An 18041-nucleotide genomic window follows, 5' to 3' on the forward strand; every position below is an offset into this window, starting at 1 on the left:
AGCGGCCAAAAAACCGCAGGTCAACGGTAGTTGGCGTGTGAGATCATGGCCGACCTTGCCGGTCCGACTCGGGGAACAGGCGCGATCACCATGAAGAACGTCCAGACGGCGCTGACCATGCAGGACGCCGTCCTCACCCTGCAGAAGTACTGGAGCGACAACGGCTGCATGATCACGCAGCCGTTGAACACCGAGGTCGGAGCGGGCACGGCCAACCCCGCCACGGCGCTGCGGGTGCTCGGCCCCGAGCCGTGGAGCGTCGCCTACGTGGAGCCGAGCGTGCGGCCGGACGACTCGCGCTACGGCGAGAACCCCAACCGGCTCCAGACCCACACCCAGTTCCAGGTCATCCTCAAGCCCGACCCGGGCAATCCGCAGGAGCTGTACCTGGGCAGCCTGAAGGCGCTCGGTGTCGACCTGGGCGCGCACGACGTGCGGTTCGTCGAGGACAACTGGGCCTCGCCCGCGCTCGGCGCCTGGGGGCTGGGCTGGGAGGTCTGGCTGGACGGCATGGAGATCACCCAGTTCACCTACTTCCAGCAGGTCGGCGGTGTCGCCCTGGACCCGGTGTCGGTGGAGATCACGTACGGCCTCGAACGCATCCTGATGAACCTTCAGGGCGCGTCCCACTTCAAGGACATCGTCTACGCGCCGGGCATCACGTACGGGGAGGTGTTCGGGCAGAACGAGTACGAGATGAGCCGCTACTACCTCGACGACGCCGACCTCGACACCAACCACCGGCTCTTCGAGGCGTACGCGGCCGAGGCCCGGCGCCTGCTCGACCTGGAGCTGCCGGTCCCGGCGTACACGTACGTGCTCAAGTGCAGCCACACCTTCAACGTGCTCGACGCGCGCGGCGCGATCAGCACCACCGAGCGGGCCAAGGCGTTCGCACTGATGCGCGGCCTGACGCACGAGTCGGCCAAGCTGTGGGAGCGGCGGCGGGCCGCGCTGGAGCATCCGCTCGGGGTGGCGGCCGCGCCGGCCCCGGCCCGGCGGGCCGCGCTGCCCAAGGTGTCCGGCGTCGAGACGCTGCTGTTCGAGATCGGTGTAGAGGAACTGCCGTACGCCGACGTCCCCGCCACCACCGAGGCGGTGCGCGAGTCGGTGACCGCCAAGCTGGCCGCGACCCGCCTGCGGCACGGGGCGATCACCGTGATGGCCACGCCGCGCCGGATCGTGATCACGGTCGACGGCGTGCAGCCGCGCGAGCGGGACACCATGCGCACCGTGCGCGGCCCGAAGGTCACCGCCGCCTTCAAGGACGGCGCTCCGACGCCCGCCCTGCTGGGCTTCGCGCGCAGTCAGGGGGCCGAGCCGACCGACGTGCGGATCGTCGACGTCAAGGGTGTCGAGTACGTGGCCGTCACCCGGCACGAGGAGGGGCGTCCGGCCGTCGAGGTGCTCAGCGATCTGCTGGCCGAGGTCGTGTCGGGGCTGCGTGCCGGCCGCAACATGCGCTGGAGCGATCCGGGTCTGTCGTTCTCACGGCCCGTGCGCTGGCTGCTCGCGCTGCTGGGCCGTACTCCCCTGCCCGTGGTGGTCTCCTCGCTCGCCGCGGGTGACACGACGCGGGTGCAGCGCCAGGCGCCCTACCCGATCGTCCGCGTGACCTCGGCCGAGGGCTACCCGCACTTCCTGCACATGCACGGCATCCTGCTCGACCGGGACGCCCGGCGCGGCGCGGTGGTCCGCGGTGCCCTGGAGGCGGCGGCCGAGGTGGGCGGGCGGATCGACGTGGCGGGCCAGGCCGATCTGATCGACGAGATCACCGACATCCTGGAGTTCCCGTACGCCGTGCGGGGCTCGTTCGACGAGCGCTATCTGGAACTGCCCGCGAGCGTCCTGACCACCGTGATGCGCAAGCACCAGCGCTATCTGCCGGTGCTTGACGGCGAGCGGCTGATGCCGCACTTCGTCACCTTCGCCAACGCCCTGTGCGACGACGACGTGGTGCGGGCGGGCAACGAGGCGGTGCTGCGGGCGCGTTATGAGGACGCCGCGTTCTTCTGGCGGGCGGATCTGAAGGTGCCGCCGGCGGAGTTCCGACGCCGGCTGGACAAGCTGACGTTCGAGGACCGGCTCGGTACGGTCGCCGACCGCGCCGACCGGCTCGCCTCCCTCGCCCTGGACCTGGCCGGGCGGGCCGGGCTTCCGGAGGAGGCGGTGGAGGTCGTGCGGCGCGCCGGTGCGCTGGCCAAGTTCGACCTGGCGTCGCAGATGGTGATCGAGTTCTCCGGACTGGCCGGGGTGATGGCCGAGGAGTACGCCCGCCGGGCCGGCGAGTCCGCCGAGGTCGCCCGGGCCCTGGCCGAGATGGAGCTGCCGCGCTCCGCCGGCGGCGCCCTGCCTACTGGGGACGCGGGTGCCGTGCTGTCGCTCGCCGACCGGTTCGACCTGGTGACGGGCATGTTCGTGATCGGCGCCGCGCCGACCGGGAGCTCCGATCCGTACGGGGTGCGCCGGGCCGCCATCGGGCTGCTCAACGTGCTGCGGAGTCTGCCTGCCGTGGCCGGGGTGCGGGTGAGCGAAGGGTTGCGCGCGGCGGCCGTACGCTACGCGGCGCAGGGCGTCGAGGTGCCCGCCGAGCGGGTCGCCGAGGCCGCCGAGCTGATCACCCGGCGCTATGAGCAGCAGCTCACGGACGCCGGGCACGAGCATCGGCTCGTCCAGGCCGTCCTGGTGTGGGCCGACCGGCCCTCCCACGGCGACCGCACCCTGGCCACGCTGGAGCGGCACATCGACACGGAGGCGTTCGAGGCCCTCGCTGCAGCGTTCCAGCGGGTGGTGCGCATCCTGCCCGAGGGCGGCGTCGAGGCGGCGGATCTGTCATTGCTGACCGCGCCCGCCGAGCTGCGTCTCGCCGAGAGCGCCGATGCCGTGCGCCAGGCGCTGCACGGCCGCGAGGACGACCTCGGCGCTCTGATCGAGGTCTCCGCCCCACTGGTCGAGGCGATCAGCGCCTTCTTCGACGAGGTGCTGGTGATGGACCCCGACCCGGCGGTGCGCGCGGCCCGGCTGGCGCTGCTCACTCAGGTGGCGGGGTTGGCGCGTACGACGCTGGACTGGGGCGCGCTGTAAGGGGCGGACGTCCAGGGTGGACGTTTCGGAGGGCGGATGTTTCACGTGAAACACCGCGCCTCCGAACCGACCAGGCGTCGGCAGAGGTCAGACCGCCATCAACGGCGCTGCGTCCTCGCGCCACTTGAGGACCTTGTCGAAGCTCACCACAGCCCCGCCCCGGCCCGGCTTGTTGCCGATGTGGACATGGTCGGCGAGCTCCTCGATGAGGCACAGCCCTCTGCCGTTCTCCGCCTCGGTGTGCGCGGGCCGGGTCGGCGGCCGGGACCGGCCGACGGAGGCCGCGGGGAACCCCGGGCCCGCGTCGGCGACCTCGATCCGGCACTTCTCGCCGTCGAGGTACGCCGTGACCCGGTACGCCTCCGAACCGGGGCCGCCGCGCGCCGTGTCCCCGCCGTGCTCCACGGCGTTCGCGCAGGCCTCGCTGAGGGCGACGGAAAGGTCGTAGGAGATATCGGGATCGACGCCCGCGGTCTCCATCGTGCCGATCAGAAGGCGCCTGGCGAGCGGCACGCTCGCAGCTTCGCGCCGCAGATGGAGTGACCACCAGATGCTCATGCTCCAGCCTCCTGGCCGCGGCTCGACATACCGTTACGTATTGCCCTGAGTCTCCGCATGTAAGCGTGAAGTTGACGTGATGCCGCCCATACGGCGGATGCGCCCTAGCGCTGATCGGTGTATGTGGAGGGCAGGCGGGGCCAGAAAGTGATGTTCCGGTCGTACGGCATCTTGCGGACCTGCCGCACGAGGTCCGCGGGGCCAGTGCGATGATGAGCCCGCCATGACTGCCCCCCACGCGTGCGCGACGCGCTCCGGACTCACGCTCCGGATCCTGCGGGCCGCGGTGTTCGCCGCGGTCTGTGTCGTGCTGGCCGGGGCAGGTCACGCACTCGCCTCCTGCGACGGCATTCCGCTGTGGACGCTGGGCGCCGGGTTCCTCGGAGTGGCCGCGGTGGCGGCACCGTTCGCCGGGCGCGTGCGCTCGCTGCCGGGGATCGCGGCGCTGCTCGCGGCCGGTCAGACGGTGTTGCACACGCTGTTCGGACTCGGTCAGCACGGTACGGCCGCCGCCACCTCGTCGGTGCCGGCGGGTGCGAGCGACGCCGCGCTGGTCCAGCAGGCCGCGCGGCTCGTGTGCGGCACGACGGCGGCGGCGATCAGCCCGGCGCAGGCCCACAAGATCCTCACCGACGCCCGGATCCAGCCGCCCACGGGCGCGCACACGCACCTGCCGGCGGACGCCGGGGAGTCGGCCTCGCTGTGGCCGTCGCTGCCGATGCTGCTGGGCCACGTCCTCGCGGCGATCGCCGCCGGCTGGCTGCTGCGCCACGGCGACCTGGCTCTGCTGCGGCTCACCGAACTGTCGGCGCAGGGTGTCACGGAAGGGGCGCTCGTGCGCTCCCTGCGGGCCGCGCTCGCGCTGGTGCGCGCCCTGCGCGCCGGGCTGCCGGCTGCGCCGGAGGCATGTCCGCGCCCCGTGCACGCCGTGCGACCCGCGCCTGCGATGCCGCGCACGACCGCACTTCAGCACACGGTGATCCGGCGCGGCCCGCCGGTCGCCACGGCTCGCGCATCCGCACTCGCCCTCGCCGCCTGACGCGACGCGACCACACTCCGCCTTTCGTACGATCCGGATGATTCGGACGACTTGGAGGAGGGCCGCCGTCGTGCGGCACGCGCGCGTGCGCGTATCCCTCTTCCACATCCGACCCGACTCACAGCGGAGTGCTCCTTCCATGAAGGCTTCCCGTATCGCCGCGGCCGGTGCCGCCGCCGGTGTCACCGTTCTCGCCCTGTCCGTCCCCGCCTTCGCGCACGTCACCGTGCAGCCCGAGGGCGACGCCGCCAAGGGCGGCTACGCGGTCGTCGACTTCAAGGTCCCCAACGAGCGGGACGACGCCTCGACCACCAAGCTCGAGGTCACCTTCCCCACCGACCACCCACTGGCCTCGGTGATGCCGGAGCCGATGCCCGGCTGGAAGATCGAAGTCACCAAGTCCAAGCTGGACAAGCCGCTGGAGATGCACGGCGAGAAGATCTCCGAGGCCATCACCAAGGTCACCTGGACCGCCGACGGCAAGGGCATCGAGCCCGGCTACTTCGAGAAGTTCCCCGTCTCGATCGGTCAACTGCCCGAGGACACCGACCAACTGGTCTTCAAGGCCCTCCAGACGTACTCCAACAAGGAGGTCGTCCGCTGGATCGAGGTGCCGCAGGCGGGCCAGGAGGAGCCCGACAACCCGGCCCCGGTGCTGGAGCTGTCCGCCGCCTCCGAGGACGGGCACCACGCATCCTCGGGCGAAGATGCCTCCGACGCCAAGTCGGCCGAGAAGACCTCCGCCGACAGCGCCGCCGACACCGCCTCCTCCGACAGCACCGACACCACCGCCCGCGTCCTGGCCATCGTCGGCATCGCGGTCGGCGCGGCGGGCGTCGCCTACGGCGTGCTGGCCGGGCGTCGGCGCACCAACGCCTGACGCCGCTTCCGTTGCACGGCGCGCGCCGGGTTCCCGCCCCTGGACGGGGGCACCCCCGGTGCGCGCCGGATCACCGACATCTGGGACATTTCTCTATGCGCACCAAGACCTTCGCCGCGGCCGCTCTGCTCGCCGCGGCCTCCCTGACCCTGACCGCCTGCGGCAGCGGCAACGACAGCGACAAGCCCGTCGCCGTGGTGTCGGAACAGGCCGGTACCGACAAGGCCGCCACCGTCCTCGACAAGCCGTTCGAGAAGCCGGACCTGGTCCTCACCGACACCCAGGGCAAGAAGTACGACCTCCGCAAGGAGACCGAGGGCAAACCCACGCTGATCTACTTCGGCTACACCCACTGCCCCGACGTGTGCCCGTCGACGATGAGCAACATCGCCGTGGCCAAGAAGCAGCTGCCCAAGGCCGAGCAGGACGAACTGCGCGTCGTCTTCGTCACCACCGACCCGGGCCGCGACAAGCCCGCCGAGCTCGGCAAGTGGCTCAAGGGCATCGACCCGAAGTTCATCGGCCTCACCGGCGACTTCCCGACCATCCAGGCCGGCGCCCGCACCCTCGGCATCTCCATCGATCCGCCGCACAAGGACAAGAACGGCAAGATCATCTCCGAGCACGGCACCCAGGTCATCGCCTTCTCGCCGAAGACCGACGGCGGCTATGTGCTCTACGGCGAGGACGCCACCGTCGACGACTACACCAAGGACCTCCCCAAGATCGCCAAGGGGGAGAACCCGTGAGGCGGCGACTCGGCCCGGTGGCCCTCGTCATAGCCGGGGCACTGGCCCTGGCGGGCTGCGGCGGCTCGGACTCGCGATCCGGGGACTCCGGTTCCGCGAACTCCGGTTCCGGGAGCGGCAAGGCGGAACTCTCCGTGGGCTCCGCGTACATGCCGCAGCCCGTCTCCGACGAGATGGCGGCCGGCTTCTTCACCGTCACCAACAAGGGCGGTGCCGCCGACGAGCTGACCTCGGTCACCAGCGACGTCGCCGGCCAGGTCACCGTGCACGAGACCGTCGGCTCAGCCATGCAGGAGGTCAAGGGCCTGAAGGTCCCCGCCCACGGCGAACTCGTGCTGAAGAGCGGCGGCAACCACCTGATGTTCGAGCAGCTGAAGCGCAAGCCGAAGGAAGGTCAGACGGTCTCCGTCGAGCTCCACTTCGCCCACTCCGGCCCCGTCAAGGTCGAGATCCCGGTGAAGTCGGCGACCTACCGCCCCAAGACCGGACACTGAGGGAGGCACTCCTGTGACGCAGACCATCGCCCCCCGCGTCCGGACCGTGGTGCTGCTGCTCCTGGCCGCGGCCTGCGCACTCCTCGCCGGCGCCGGACCGGCCTCCGCGCACGCCGCGGTGACCGGCAGCGACCCCGCGCAGGGGGCGGTGGTCGACAAGGCACCGGCCCGGATCTCGCTCACCTTCTCCGAGCAGGTCGCGATGTCCGGCGACTCGCTGCGCGTGCTCGACCCCGAGGGCAAGCGCGTCGACTCGGGCGAGCCGTCCAACGTCAGCGGCACGACGTACGCCGTGCGGCTCCATTCCGGCCTGCCCGACGGCACCTACACGGTCGCCTACCAGGTGGTGTCCGCGGACAGCCACCCCGTCGCCGGCGCCTACACCTTCTCCGTCGGCGCCCCGTCCAAGACGTCCGTGACGGTCTCCGGGCAGGCGGCCGACGACGGCGTGGTCGGCTGGCTGTACGGCTTCGGGCGGTACGTGTCCTACGCCGGGTTCATCGTGTTGGCCGGCGGCGCCGCCTTCGTACTCGCCTGCTGGCCACGCGGCTGCGGAGTGCGGCCCGTGCAGCGGTTCGTCGTCTCCGGGTGGCTCGCGCTCACCGCCGCGACCCTCGCCCTGCTGCTCCTGCGCGGCTCCTTCACCGGCTCCGGGAAGGTCGCCGACATCTTCGACCTGTCCCTGCTCGGGCAGGTGCTCCAGACCAAGACCGGCGCGGCACTGGTGTCCCGGCTGCTGCTGCTCGCCGCGGCGGCGCTGTTCATCGCCGTGCTGTTCGGGGCCTACGACAAACGGGAGGACCCCCAGGAGAAGCGGGACCTGACCTTCGGTCTCGCCATCGGCGGCGTCGTCGTGGCGGCCGGGCTCGCCGCGAGCTGGGCGATGTCCGAGCACGCCTCGGTCGGACTCCAGGCGGGCATCGCCATGCCGGTCGACGTCGTCCATCTGCTCGCCGTCGCCGGGTGGCTCGGCGGGCTGGGCGCGCTGCTGGTCGCCCTGTACCGGGCACCCGCCGACGCGCCCGTCGACGCGTCGGCCGTACACCGCTTCTCCCGGCTCGCCTTCGGCAGCGTCCTCGCACTGATCGCAACCGGGACGTACCAGTCCTGGCGCCAGCTCGGCTCCTGGTCGGCCTTCACCGACACCCGCTACGGACAGCTGCTCCTCGCCAAGATCGCCCTCGTGGCCGTCCTGGTCGGCGTCGCGTGGATCTCACGCCGGTGGACGGGGCGGCTGGCTCAGACGGTGCCGACAGCGGCGGAGCGGGAGAAGGCGCGGGTCGGAGCAGGAGCTGAGGCCTCCGGTGACGCGGAGCCCGAGGTGACCGGCGATGACCGGACTGACACGGGCACCAAGGCCGACACCGACGCCGCTGGGGAGCAGCCCGATTCCGGACCCGCCGACACCGAGCGGGCCGCGCAGCTCGCCCGGCAGCGGGCCGCCCGGGACGCCGCCACGCAGAAGCGGCTGCGGGACGCCGACCCGAACCGTTTCGGCCTGCGCCGCTCCGTGCTGGCCGAGGCCGGCATCGCGGTCGTCCTGCTCGCCGTCACCACCGTCCTCACGCAGACCGAGCCGGGACGCACGGAACAGGACGCCAAGGCCGCCACGTCGTCCTCCTCGTCCACCTCGCCCGACACGGGCGCGTCCGGGGCACTGACCCTGAACATGCCCTTCGACACCGGCGGCGAGAACGGCAAGGGCATCGTCACCGTCGACCTCGACCCCGCACGCGTGGGCGACAACGAGATGCACGTCTACGTGGAGCGGCCCGACGGCCAGGCCTTCGACATCCCCGAAGTCAAGGTCGACTTCACCCTGAAAGCCAAGGACATCGGGCCGCTGCCCGTCGTCCCCGACCACATCGCAACCGGACACTGGTCGGCGAACGGAGTGCAGATCCCCATGGCCGGCGACTGGAAGGTCGACGTGACCGTGCGGACCTCCGACATCGACGAGGTGACCGTCTCCAAGAACGCGCAGATCGGCTGAACCACCATGGCTGACCAGTCCATTCCGGAAGCCCGTACCCCCGGCACCGCTCCGGCGGAGACCGAAGCGGCCCCGGCCGGCGAGGGCATCTCACGGCGACGCCTGCTCGGCACCGCCGGCGCCACCGGGCTCGTGCTCGGCACGGCGGGCGCGGCCGTCGGACACGCCGCCGCCCCCACCGAGGCCGCCGCTCCGCTCACCTCGCTCGGCACCGACCGGGCGATGTTTCACGGGAAACATCAGCCCGGTATCACCGACGGCCTCCAGGCCCGCGGCCACCTCGTCGCCTTCGACCTGGCGGCGGGAGCCGGCCGCAAGGAAGCCGCCGCCCTGCTGCGCCGCTGGTCGGAGACGGCCCGGCGGCTGATGGCGGGCGAGCCGAGCGTCCACGACGACACCGACGTGGCACGCGACGCCGGCCCCTCGTCGCTGACGATCACCTTCGGCTTCGGCCACAGCTTCTTCGGCAAGACCGGCCTGGAGAAGCAGCGCCCGACCGCCCTCGACCCGCTGCCCGAGTTCTCCTCCGACCACATCGACAAGAACCGCAGCAACGGCGACCTGTGGGTGCAGATCGGCGCCAACGACGCCCTCGTGGCCTTCCACGCCCTGCGCGCGATCCAGAAGGAAGCGGGCTCGGCCGTCCGGATCCGCTGGCAGATGAACGGCTTCAACCGCTCACCGGGCGCCACCGCCCACCCCATGACGGCCCGCAACCTGATGGGCCAGATCGACGGCACCCGCAATCCGAAGCCGAGCGAGGCCGACTTCGACCAGCGCATCTTCGTACCCGAGCAGAGCGAACCGGCCTGGATGGCGAACGGCTCCTACGCCGTCGTACGCCGGATCCGCATGCTGCTCGACGACTGGGAGAAGCTCTCCGGCAAGGCGCAGGAGGACGTGATCGGCCGCCGCAAGTCCGACGGCGCGGCGCTGTCCGGCGGCACCGAGACCACCCCGATGGACCTGGAGAAGACGGACGCCAAGGGCAACCTCGTCGTCCCGATCAACGCCCACGCCCGGATCACGCGGCCCGACCAGAACGGCGGCGCGGCGATGCTCCGCCGCCCGTTCTCCTTCCACGACGGCATCGACCCGGACGGCGTCCCCGACGCGGGCCTGCTCTTCATCTGCTGGCAGGCCGATCCGCTGCGCGGCTTCGTGCCGGTGCAGCGCAAGCTCGACCGCGGGGACGCCCTGTCGCAGTTCATCCGGCACGAGTCGAGCGGGCTGTTCGCGGTGCCCGGTGGGGCCGCCGAGGGCGAGTACGTGGGACAGAAGTTGCTGGAGGGGTGACAGTTGAGCTCTGTGCGGGTTGTGGGGGATAGCGCTTCCGCGAGCCCATTAGGGTGAGGTCATGCCAGCGAGCTATGCGTATCTCGGCCCCGAGGGCACCTTCACCGAAGTCGCCCTGCGCACGCTTCCCGAGGCCGCCACCCGGGAGCTCATCCCGTACGTGTCCGTCCAGTCCGCGCTCGACGCGGTACGAGCCGGCGAGGCCGAGGCCGCGTTCGTGCCGATCGAGAACTCGGTCGAGGGCGGCATCACCACCACCCTCGACGAGCTGGTCGCCGGCGCGCCGCTGATGATCTACCGCGAGGTGCTGCTGTCGATCACCTTCGCGCTGCTGGTCCGCCCGGGCACCAAGCTGTCCGACATCAAGACGGTCTCCGCCCACCCGGCCGCCCAGCCGCAGGTGCGCAACTGGCTGAAGAAGAACCTCCCGGACGCCCACTGGGAGTCGGCCGCCTCGAACGCGGACGCCGCCCGGCTGGTCCAGGAGGGCCAGTACGACGCCGCCTTCGCAGGCGAGTTCGCGGCCGCCCGCTACGGCCTCGAAGCCCTGGAGACCGAGATCCACGACGCGGAGAACGCCCAGACGCGGTTCGTGCTGGTCGGCCGGCCCGCGCGTCCCGCGGCGCCGACCGGCGCGGACAAGACCTCCGTGGTGCTGTGGCAGCGCGACGACCACCCCGGCGGCCTGCGCGACCTGCTGGGCGAGTTCGCCACCCGCGGCATCAACCTGATGCTGCTCCAGTCCCGGCCCACCGGCGCGGGCATCGGCAACTACTGCTTCTGCGTCGACGCCGAGGGCCACATCTCCGACCGCCGGGTGGCCGAGGCCCTGATGGGCCTGAAGCGGATCTGCCTCCAGGTGCGCTACCTCGGCTCCTACCCGCGCGCGGACATGAAGCCGGGGGATGTCCAGCCGCCGCGGCTGGGTACGTCGGACGACGAGTTCGTGGCGGCGGCGGACTGGGTGGCGCGGTGCCAGGACGGCCGGTTCTAGGACCGGTTCAGGGCGGGCTTCAGGCCGGTCGTACCTGCTGATTGTCGTTATCCACAGAAGTTATCCACAGGTCCGCTTCTCGACCTGGGGACAAGTCGACAACGAAGCATGAAGCAGTCGACAAATCGCCCTACAGGCCCCTGATGTGTCCATCGACGGGCAGGTCACCCTTCGTCCACCGTTTTCCCTTGCGTAACTCTTCGGGGTGACCCATTTCCACTCGAAAGTGAGGGTAGGGCAGGTTTGCATCGGGAATTCTTCGGTGCGGACAGGCCTTCCGGAGTGATCAATTCCGAAGTCCACAGATCTTCCACACAGCCTGTGGATAACTCTTCGGCGGGTGTGGATCCCTGTGGACAACCGAGTCCCAAGTCCCGTTTCCCACAAGGGATTCGAGTCAATGCCGCGCCCTGCGGATGCCTCGTTCCGGGGAAAGAGGGTCGATTTATTGACACTGCACGCAATTCCCCCGTAACGGTACGTAAGCCACACCCGGAATAGTGAGTCGTGGGCGGTCATCCCACACCGGTAGCCTTGAGCGCGTGATTGACCTTCGCCTGCTCCGTGAGGACCCCGACCGTGTGCGCGCGTCGCAGCGCGCCCGTGGAGAGGACGTCGCGCTCGTCGACTCCCTCCTGTCTGCCGACGAGCGGCGCAGGTCGTCCGGCGTCCGCTTCGACGAGCTGCGCGCCGAGCAGAAGGCGCTCGGCAAGCTCATCCCCAAGGCCTCCGGAGACGAGAAGGCCGAGCTGTTGAAGAAGGCGGGTCAGCTCGCCGCCGACGTCAAGGCCGCCGACGCGGACCGCGACGCGGCCGCCGCCGAGACCCAGGAGCTCCTCCTCCGCCTCGGCAACCTCGTCCACCCGGACGTGCCCGTGGGCGGCGAGGAGGACTTCGTCACGCTGGAGACGCACGGCACGATCCGCGACTTCACCGCTGAGGGCTTCGAGCCCAGGGACCACCTGGAGCTCGGCCAGATCCTCGGCGCGATCGACGTCGAGCGCGGCGCCAAGGTCTCCGGCTCGCGCTTCTACTTCCTGACGGGCGTGGGCGCCCTGCTGGAGCTCGCCCTGGTGAACGCGGCGATGGCCCAGGCCACCGCGGCCGGCTTCACGCCGATGCTGACCCCGGCCCTGGTCCGCCCCCAGTCCATGGCGGGCACCGGCTTCCTCGGCCAGGCCGCCCAGGACGTCTACCACCTCGCGAGCGACGACCTCTACCTGGTCGGCACGTCCGAGGTCGCGCTCGCGGCGTACCACATGGACGAGATCCTCGACGCCGAGAAGCTCCCGCTGCGCTACGCGGGCTTCTCGCCCTGCTTCCGCCGCGAGGCCGGCTCGCACGGCAAGGACACCCGGGGCATCTTCCGGGTGCACCAGTTCGACAAGGTCGAGATGTTCTCCTACGTGGCTCCGGAGGACTCGCAGGCCGAGCACCAGCGGCTGCTGGAGTGGGAGAAGCAGTGGCTGACCTCGCTGGAGCTGCCGTACCGCGTGATCGACGTGGCGAGCGCCGACCTGGGCGCCTCGGCGTCCCGCAAGTTCGACTGCGAGGCCTGGATCCCGACCCAGGGCAAGTACCGCGAGCTGACCTCGACCTCGGACTGCACCGAGTTCCAGTCCCGCCGCCTGTCGATCCGCGTCCGTGAGGGCAAGCAGGTCCGCCCGCTGGCCACGCTCAACGGCACGCTGTGCGCCGTGCCGCGCACGATCGTGGCGATCCTGGAGAACCACCAGCAGGCCGACGGCTCGGTGCGGGTGCCCGAGGTGCTGCGCCCGTACCTGGGCGGCCGGGAGGTCCTGGAGCCGGTGGCCAAGTGACCACCGCCGGTTTCCCGTACCAGCTGATCGCCACCGACCTCGACGGGACGCTGCTGCGTTCCGACGAGTCGGTGTCGCCCCGCACCCGTGACGCGCTCGCCGCGGCCACCGCGGCGGGCGCCGCGCACATCGTCGTCACCGGCCGCGCCGTCCCCTGGACCCGGCACATCCTCGACGACCTCGGCTACCAGGGGCTGGCCGTCTGCGGCCAGGGCGCGCAGGTGTACGACGCCGGCACCCACCGGCTGCTGACGTCGGTGACGCTGGACCGGCAGCTGGCCGGGGTGGCGCTGGCCAAGATCGAGGCGGAGGTCGGCCCGCTGTACCTGGCGGCGAGCCGCGACGGCCTGGACGGCGAGGTACTGGTGGGTCCCGGCTACGCGGCCCACGGCAACCTGCCCGCGACCCCGTTCACGGACGCGTCGGATCTGTGGACCGCGCCGCTGAACAAGCTGTACATCCAGCACCCGACGCTCTCGGACGACGAGCTGTGCGAGGCGGCCAGGCGCACCGCCGGCGGTTTCGTCACCGTCGTCATGGCGGGCGAGGGCATCGTCGAACTCCTGCCCCTGGGCCTGTCCAAGGCGACCGGTCTGTCCCTGGCGGCCCGCCGGCTCAAGGTGAAGGCGGCCGACACGATCGCCTTCGGCGACATGCCCAACGACATACCGATGTTCGCCTGGGCCTCCTACGGTGTCGCGATGGCGGACGCCCATGAGGAGCTGAAGGCGGTGGCCGACGAGGTGACGTCCTCGAACGAGGAGGACGGGATCGCGGTCGTGCTGGAGCGGTTGCTGGGCTGAACGCCGGGCTCGTTGCCCGGTGTTCATGGCGCTCGGCGGAGGATGCACGACTCGAACGTGCGCGGGCTTCACAGGCCCGACCATGACTCGCTTTTGATCGAACACAGCGCAAGCCAGTGCCTTACCACTCGGCCAATCCTCCGGGTGGGCGGCCCACGCGAGTGCGATTCGCGTGCTCGAAGCGGCCGCCCCGGGCAGCTCCCCGTATGGGACGGGCTCCACGGAGGGGTAGCGACTACTCCGGAACCCGCCGCGGGCTGCCCTGAAGGGAGCTGGACGTACTGCCGTGCATGGGCATCGTCCCGCTCCTCTCCCAGAACGTGGCGCCGGACTCATCGTCCGGCAGGGACGACAACCACTCTGCCCGCCGGACGAATTGGGCGCCACTGAATAAATCGGCGGCCGGACCGGCTAGCGCCTGCGCCACCTGCGCCTGCGGGCCTTGCTGAAGAACCAGCCCGCGGGTGGCTCGTCGGAGCGCCAGGGCTGTGGCTCCGGCTCCTCGCGGCGCCAGCGCTCGGCGAGCATCCGGGCGCGGGCGGACGGCTCGGAGGTATCGGCAGAGCGTATGAAGTCCTCGTCCAGGACGACGCCGTCGAGGTCGTCCCAGGTGCCGTCCCCGGACCTGGATCCGGACTGCCCGTGGTCGTCGTAGTGAGCCCTCTCGCCCGCCATCCCCGTCCCCTCCCAGCCGTCCAACTCCCGTGCGTTTCCTTACATCCTGTTTGCCCAGTGTGCCCCGGCAGAGGTGAAGCCCCCGTCAAGGCCGGGGCACGTCACTCCTCGCCGGCGAGTGTCAGCGAGCGCAGCTTCTGACCGGCGTACCAGGTGGCCAGCGCCGTGACGGCCACCAGCAGGACCGTCGCCGTGGTGAGGCCGACGTCCGAGGTCACCATGTCGCCGCCGGACACCTTCTGGGCCACGGCCAGCGCCCACTGCTGGACGCTCAGCGTGCGCGCGCCCGGCACCAGGGAGCCGAACAGGGCCTCCCAGACCAGCGCGTAGACGAGCCCGAACACCACCGCGTGCCGGGAGACCGTGCCGAGCAGCAGGAACAGGGCCGCGTAGGCGATGGACGCGACGAGTGCCGCCACCGTGTAGGCCACGGCGATCTGCTGGCCGTTGCCGTTCAGGATGAAGCCGGCGATGAGCGTCGGCACCGCGGAGAACACCATCGTCACCGCGATCGCGACGATCAGCTTGGTGAAGATGATCGTCGGCCGTTTGATCGGCTTGGACAGCAGGTACACCACCGAGCCGTCGTCGATCTCCGGCCCGATCGCGCCGGTCCCGGCGATGACGCCGATGATCGGCACCATCGTGGCGAGGGCGAGGCCGCCGAGCAGATCCGCCGCCGTCTGGTCGTCCGCCCCGGCGAGGAAGCGCACCACCACCGAGATGGCGATGAGCAGCAGCGGCAGGGCTCCGAGGATGAGGGCCCGGCGTCGGCCGAGCAGGGCCCGGTAGGTGAGCCGGGCGACTGTGGGGTCGTACATCAGGGCCTCCTACGCCGCGACGAGGTACGAGAAGACGGACTCGAGGGACTCGTCGGACGGCGAGACCGTGAGCAGCCGGATGCCGTGGTCCCTGGCCACCCGCGGCAGCAGGGCCGTGAAGCGGCCGAAGTCGACCGCCTGGATGCGCAGCGCGCCCTCGGCGAGGTCGACCTCGATGCCGGACGTCGACGGGTCGGCGATCAGCGCGGCCGCGAGGGCGCGGTCGTCACTGGAGCGCACCAGGTAGCGGTGCGGCCGGTCGGTCATCAGGCGTCGGATCTTGCGGAAGTCACCGCTGGCGGCGTGCCGGCCGGCGACGACGACCTCGATGTGCCAGGCGAGTTGCTCGACCTCTTCGAGGATGTGGGACGAGAACAGCACCGTGCGGCCCTCGTCGCCCATGCGCCGCAGCAGGTCCATGAGCTGCATGCGCTGGCGCGGGTCCATGCCGTTGAAGGGCTCGTCCAGCAGGAGCAGCGACGGGTCGTGGACCAGGGCGGAGGCCATCTTCACGCGCTGGCGCATGCCCTTGGAGTACGTCTGGATCTTGCGGTCCTGCGCGTACTCCATCTCGACCGTGGCGAGCGCCTTCTGGGCCGCCTTGGCGCCCAGGCCGTGCAGCTCGGCGTTGGCGAGGACGAACTCCTTGCCGGTGAGGAAGTCGTACATCGCCTCCCGCTCGGGGACGACGCCGATGTGCTGGTAGATCTGCTCGTTGCGCCACACCGGCCGGCCGTCGAGGGTGACCGTGCCGGTGGAGGGGGCCAGGAAGCCGCCCATCATGTTGATGAGGGTGGACTTTCCGGCGCCGTTGGGGCCGAGCAGGCCGGTGACGCCGGGGCCGACGGTCATGGTGATGTCGTTGACGGCGACCACGTTGCCGAACCAGCGGGAGACGTGGTCGATGGAGAGCGTGGTCACAGTCCCACCTTCTTGTAGCGGCGCATCAGGAGGCCGTAGCTCGCCGCGATCAGGCCCAGGGCGAGGAGGACGTAGACGACGCCCTCGGCGTTGCTCGGGCCCACCCCGCCGGGGAAAGCGGAGGTGGCGCCCAGGAACGCGGACTGCACACCGTCGATGATCGTGATCGGCGAGAACAGGCCGATCCACGGCACGGCGTCGCCGCTGCCCTGTGCGTCGGCGATGGCCTGGAGGGTGGAGACCGCGCCGTAGGTGATGGTCACCACGGCGATCACGGCCGCGATGCCGAAGCCGCGGCGCGGGGTGAACGACGCGATGACGAGGCCGATACCGGCGAACAGCAGCGAGAGCAGTGCCACGGAGACCAGTCCTTGTGCGAATCCCTTGGTCTGGTCGGCGAAGTCGAGCTTGGCCAGCAGCGCGCCCACGTAGAGCACGAGCAGGGGACCGGCGGTGAGGATGAACAGCGCCGAGGCCAGCGCCGCGAACTTGGCGCGGACGTAGTCGGCGGTCTCGATCGGCCGCGAGAAGTACAGCGGCACGGTCTTGAAGCGCAGGTCGCGCGAGACGGACTGGGGCGCCTGCGAGGCGACGTACAGGCTGATGACCGCCTGCATGACGATCGCGTAGCGCGTGTAGTCCACGGGCAGGGCGTTGGCCTTGGTGGCGACGGCGACGGCGACCATGATGGCCGCGGGCACGCACATCACCACGAACAGCAGCATCGGCAGCACCTTGGACTTGACCGAGCGGCCGAGGCCGTAGGAGCCGCGCAGGGACTGCGAGTACAGCGAGCGGCGGGCGTAGGCGCGGCCCAGGCGGGGGCCGTCGTAGCTGCGGTAGCCGATGTTGTGGATGCGGGTCTGGTCACCCGGCGCCGGGGCGGATGTCCCCGTGGAATGCTCAACCGCCATGGCCGACCGCCTCCTTCCGCTGCTCGTGCTCGTCACTGCTCTTGAAGACCTCGGAGATGTGGTGCCGGCGCTGCTCCATGCGCACCAGGCCGAGGCCGAGGTCCGCGATCACGTCCCGGACCAGGTCGTAGGTCTCCTCGCCCTGGGCCGTGAGCAGCAGGATGTGGCCGGCGCCCGGCAGGCCGCTGCCGTCCTCGACGCTCACCCCGCGCGCGTGCAGCGCGTCGCGCACCGCGCGGGTGCCGTCCGGGTGCTCGTCGGTGTCGGTGACCTCGATCGCGAGGGTCGTCGTGATCTGGGTGAAGTCCGTGGTGGAACTGGAGCGCAGGAGCTTGCCGCCGTCGATGACGACGACGTGGTCGCAGGTGCGCTCCAGTTCGCCCAGCAGGTGCGAGGTGACCAGGACCGAGATGCCGAAATCCGTGTGGATCCGGCGGATCAGGCCGAGCATCTCGTCGCGGCCGACCGGGTCGAGGCCGTTGGTCGGCTCGTCCAGGAAGACCAGCTGCGGGTCGTGCACGAGGGCCTGGGCGAGCTTCACGCGCTGCTTCATGCCGGTCGAGTAGCCGCCGATGGGACGATAGCGCTCCTCGTACAGGCCGACGTGGCGCAGGGTGTCGGCGGTGCGCTCGCGCGCGGCGGTGGGCGGCAGGCCGGACATGCGCGCCATGTGGACGACGAACTCGGTGGCCGAGACGTCCGGCGGCAGGCAGTCGTGCTCGGGCATGTAGCCGACGCGCTCGCGGATGTCGGCGCCCTTGGTGGCGACGTCGAGGCCGAGCACTTCGGCGCGGCCCTCGGTGGCGGGGGACAGACCCAGCAGGATCTTGATCAGTGTGGACTTGCCGGCTCCGTTGGCTCCGACGAGTCCGGTCACACCGGGCCCGACGTCCACGGAGAGCCGGTCAAGCGCGGTCACCCTGGGGAACCGCTTGCTCAGGCTTTCGGTCGCGATCACAGTCACGCTTCGAAGGTAGGGGCAGCGGTCGTGGCGGTCGTC

Annotated in this window: 16 protein-coding genes and 1 tRNA gene; 10 read left to right on the forward strand and 7 right to left on the reverse strand. The window is 70.8% G+C overall.

The annotated features are described in order from the left end of the window. The first annotated feature begins 90 nt into the window (after positions 1-90). On the forward strand, positions 91-3084 hold the full coding sequence (locus tag PV963_RS22445; RefSeq protein WP_274817541.1) for a glycine--tRNA ligase: 2994 nt from the start codon (positions 91-93) through the stop codon (positions 3082-3084). A gap of 87 nt (positions 3085-3171) precedes the next feature. Here PV963_RS22445 and PV963_RS22450 read toward each other — a convergent pair whose 3' ends face one another. Next, positions 3172-3642 carry an ATP-binding protein gene (locus PV963_RS22450; protein WP_274817542.1) on the reverse strand — a complete coding sequence of 157 codons (471 nt, stop codon included), beginning with the start codon at positions 3640-3642 and terminating at the stop codon, positions 3172-3174. Positions 3643-3865: 223 nt separating this feature from the next. Between PV963_RS22450 and PV963_RS22455 the strand changes: the two genes are divergently transcribed. The 9 genes from PV963_RS22455 (at position 3866) to PV963_RS22495 (ending at position 13710) form a co-directional block, all read left to right on the forward strand. Beyond that, positions 3866-4681 (forward strand): hypothetical protein, encoded by an 816-nt coding sequence (locus PV963_RS22455; protein ID WP_274817543.1) that lies wholly within the window; start codon positions 3866-3868, stop codon positions 4679-4681. A 139-nt stretch (positions 4682-4820) separates the two neighbouring features. Next, positions 4821-5561: a YcnI family protein gene (locus PV963_RS22460; RefSeq protein ID WP_274817544.1), complete on the forward strand. Its 741-nt coding sequence runs from the start codon at positions 4821-4823 to the stop codon at positions 5559-5561. A 95-nt stretch (positions 5562-5656) separates the two neighbouring features. Further along, a complete protein-coding gene (locus PV963_RS22465; protein WP_274817546.1) occupies positions 5657-6310 on the forward strand; it encodes an SCO family protein in 654 nt (217 codons plus the stop codon). Next, on the forward strand, positions 6307-6804 hold the full coding sequence (locus PV963_RS22470) for a copper chaperone PCu(A)C (protein ID WP_274817547.1): 498 nt from the start codon (positions 6307-6309) through the stop codon (positions 6802-6804). The genes PV963_RS22465 and PV963_RS22470 overlap by 4 nt, the downstream gene beginning before the upstream one ends. 13 nt (positions 6805-6817) lie before the next feature. After that, positions 6818-8797, forward strand: coding sequence for a copper resistance CopC/CopD family protein (locus PV963_RS22475; RefSeq protein ID WP_274817548.1), 1980 nt, complete (start codon positions 6818-6820; stop codon positions 8795-8797). A 6-nt stretch (positions 8798-8803) separates the two neighbouring features. Next, on the forward strand, positions 8804-10093 hold the full coding sequence (efeB, locus tag PV963_RS22480; protein ID WP_274817549.1) for an iron uptake transporter deferrochelatase/peroxidase subunit: 1290 nt from the start codon (positions 8804-8806) through the stop codon (positions 10091-10093). A 61-nt stretch (positions 10094-10154) separates the two neighbouring features. Then, complete coding sequence (pheA, locus tag PV963_RS22485; protein ID WP_274817550.1) at positions 10155-11087, forward strand: prephenate dehydratase; 933 nt, start codon at positions 10155-10157, stop codon at positions 11085-11087. 542 nt (positions 11088-11629) lie between these two features. Further along, positions 11630-12907 carry a serine--tRNA ligase gene (serS, locus tag PV963_RS22490; protein WP_274817551.1) on the forward strand — a complete coding sequence of 426 codons (1278 nt, stop codon included), beginning with the start codon at positions 11630-11632 and terminating at the stop codon, positions 12905-12907. Next, positions 12904-13710 (forward strand): HAD family hydrolase, encoded by an 807-nt coding sequence (locus PV963_RS22495; protein WP_274817552.1) that lies wholly within the window; start codon positions 12904-12906, stop codon positions 13708-13710. Before serS ends, PV963_RS22495 begins: the two co-directional genes overlap by 4 nt. Before the next feature lie 36 nt (positions 13711-13746). On the opposite strand, the gene PV963_RS22500 is transcribed toward PV963_RS22495, so the two are convergent. The 6 genes from PV963_RS22500 to PV963_RS22525 form a co-directional block, all read right to left on the reverse strand. After that, positions 13747-13852: transfer RNA gene (locus PV963_RS22500), tRNA-OTHER, on the reverse strand. A gap of 269 nt (positions 13853-14121) precedes the next feature. Continuing rightward, positions 14122-14385, reverse strand: a complete 264-nt coding sequence (locus PV963_RS22505) for a hypothetical protein (protein ID WP_274817553.1) — start codon at positions 14383-14385, stop codon at positions 14122-14124. 101 nt (positions 14386-14486) lie between these two features. After that, entirely contained in the window at positions 14487-15206 is a 720-nt protein-coding gene (locus PV963_RS22510; RefSeq protein ID WP_274817554.1) for an ABC transporter permease subunit, read from the reverse strand. Positions 15207-15215: 9 nt separating this feature from the next. Beyond that, the gene (locus PV963_RS22515) at positions 15216-16127 is read right to left on the reverse strand and encodes an ABC transporter ATP-binding protein (RefSeq protein WP_274817555.1); all 912 of its coding nucleotides are present in this window, start codon (positions 16125-16127) and stop codon (positions 15216-15218) included. Next, on the reverse strand, positions 16124-17041 hold the full coding sequence (locus PV963_RS22520; protein WP_274817556.1) for an ABC transporter permease subunit: 918 nt from the start codon (positions 17039-17041) through the stop codon (positions 16124-16126). The genes PV963_RS22515 and PV963_RS22520 overlap by 4 nt, the downstream gene beginning before the upstream one ends. After that, positions 17031-17999: an ABC transporter ATP-binding protein gene (locus PV963_RS22525; protein WP_274822094.1), complete on the reverse strand. Its 969-nt coding sequence runs from the start codon at positions 17997-17999 to the stop codon at positions 17031-17033. The genes PV963_RS22520 and PV963_RS22525 overlap by 11 nt, the downstream gene beginning before the upstream one ends. Positions 18000-18041: the final 42 nt, after the last annotated feature.

It is taken from the genome of Streptomyces coeruleorubidus (genome assembly GCF_028885415.1).
GTDB lineage: Bacteria > Actinomycetota > Actinomycetes > Streptomycetales > Streptomycetaceae > Streptomyces > Streptomyces coeruleorubidus_A.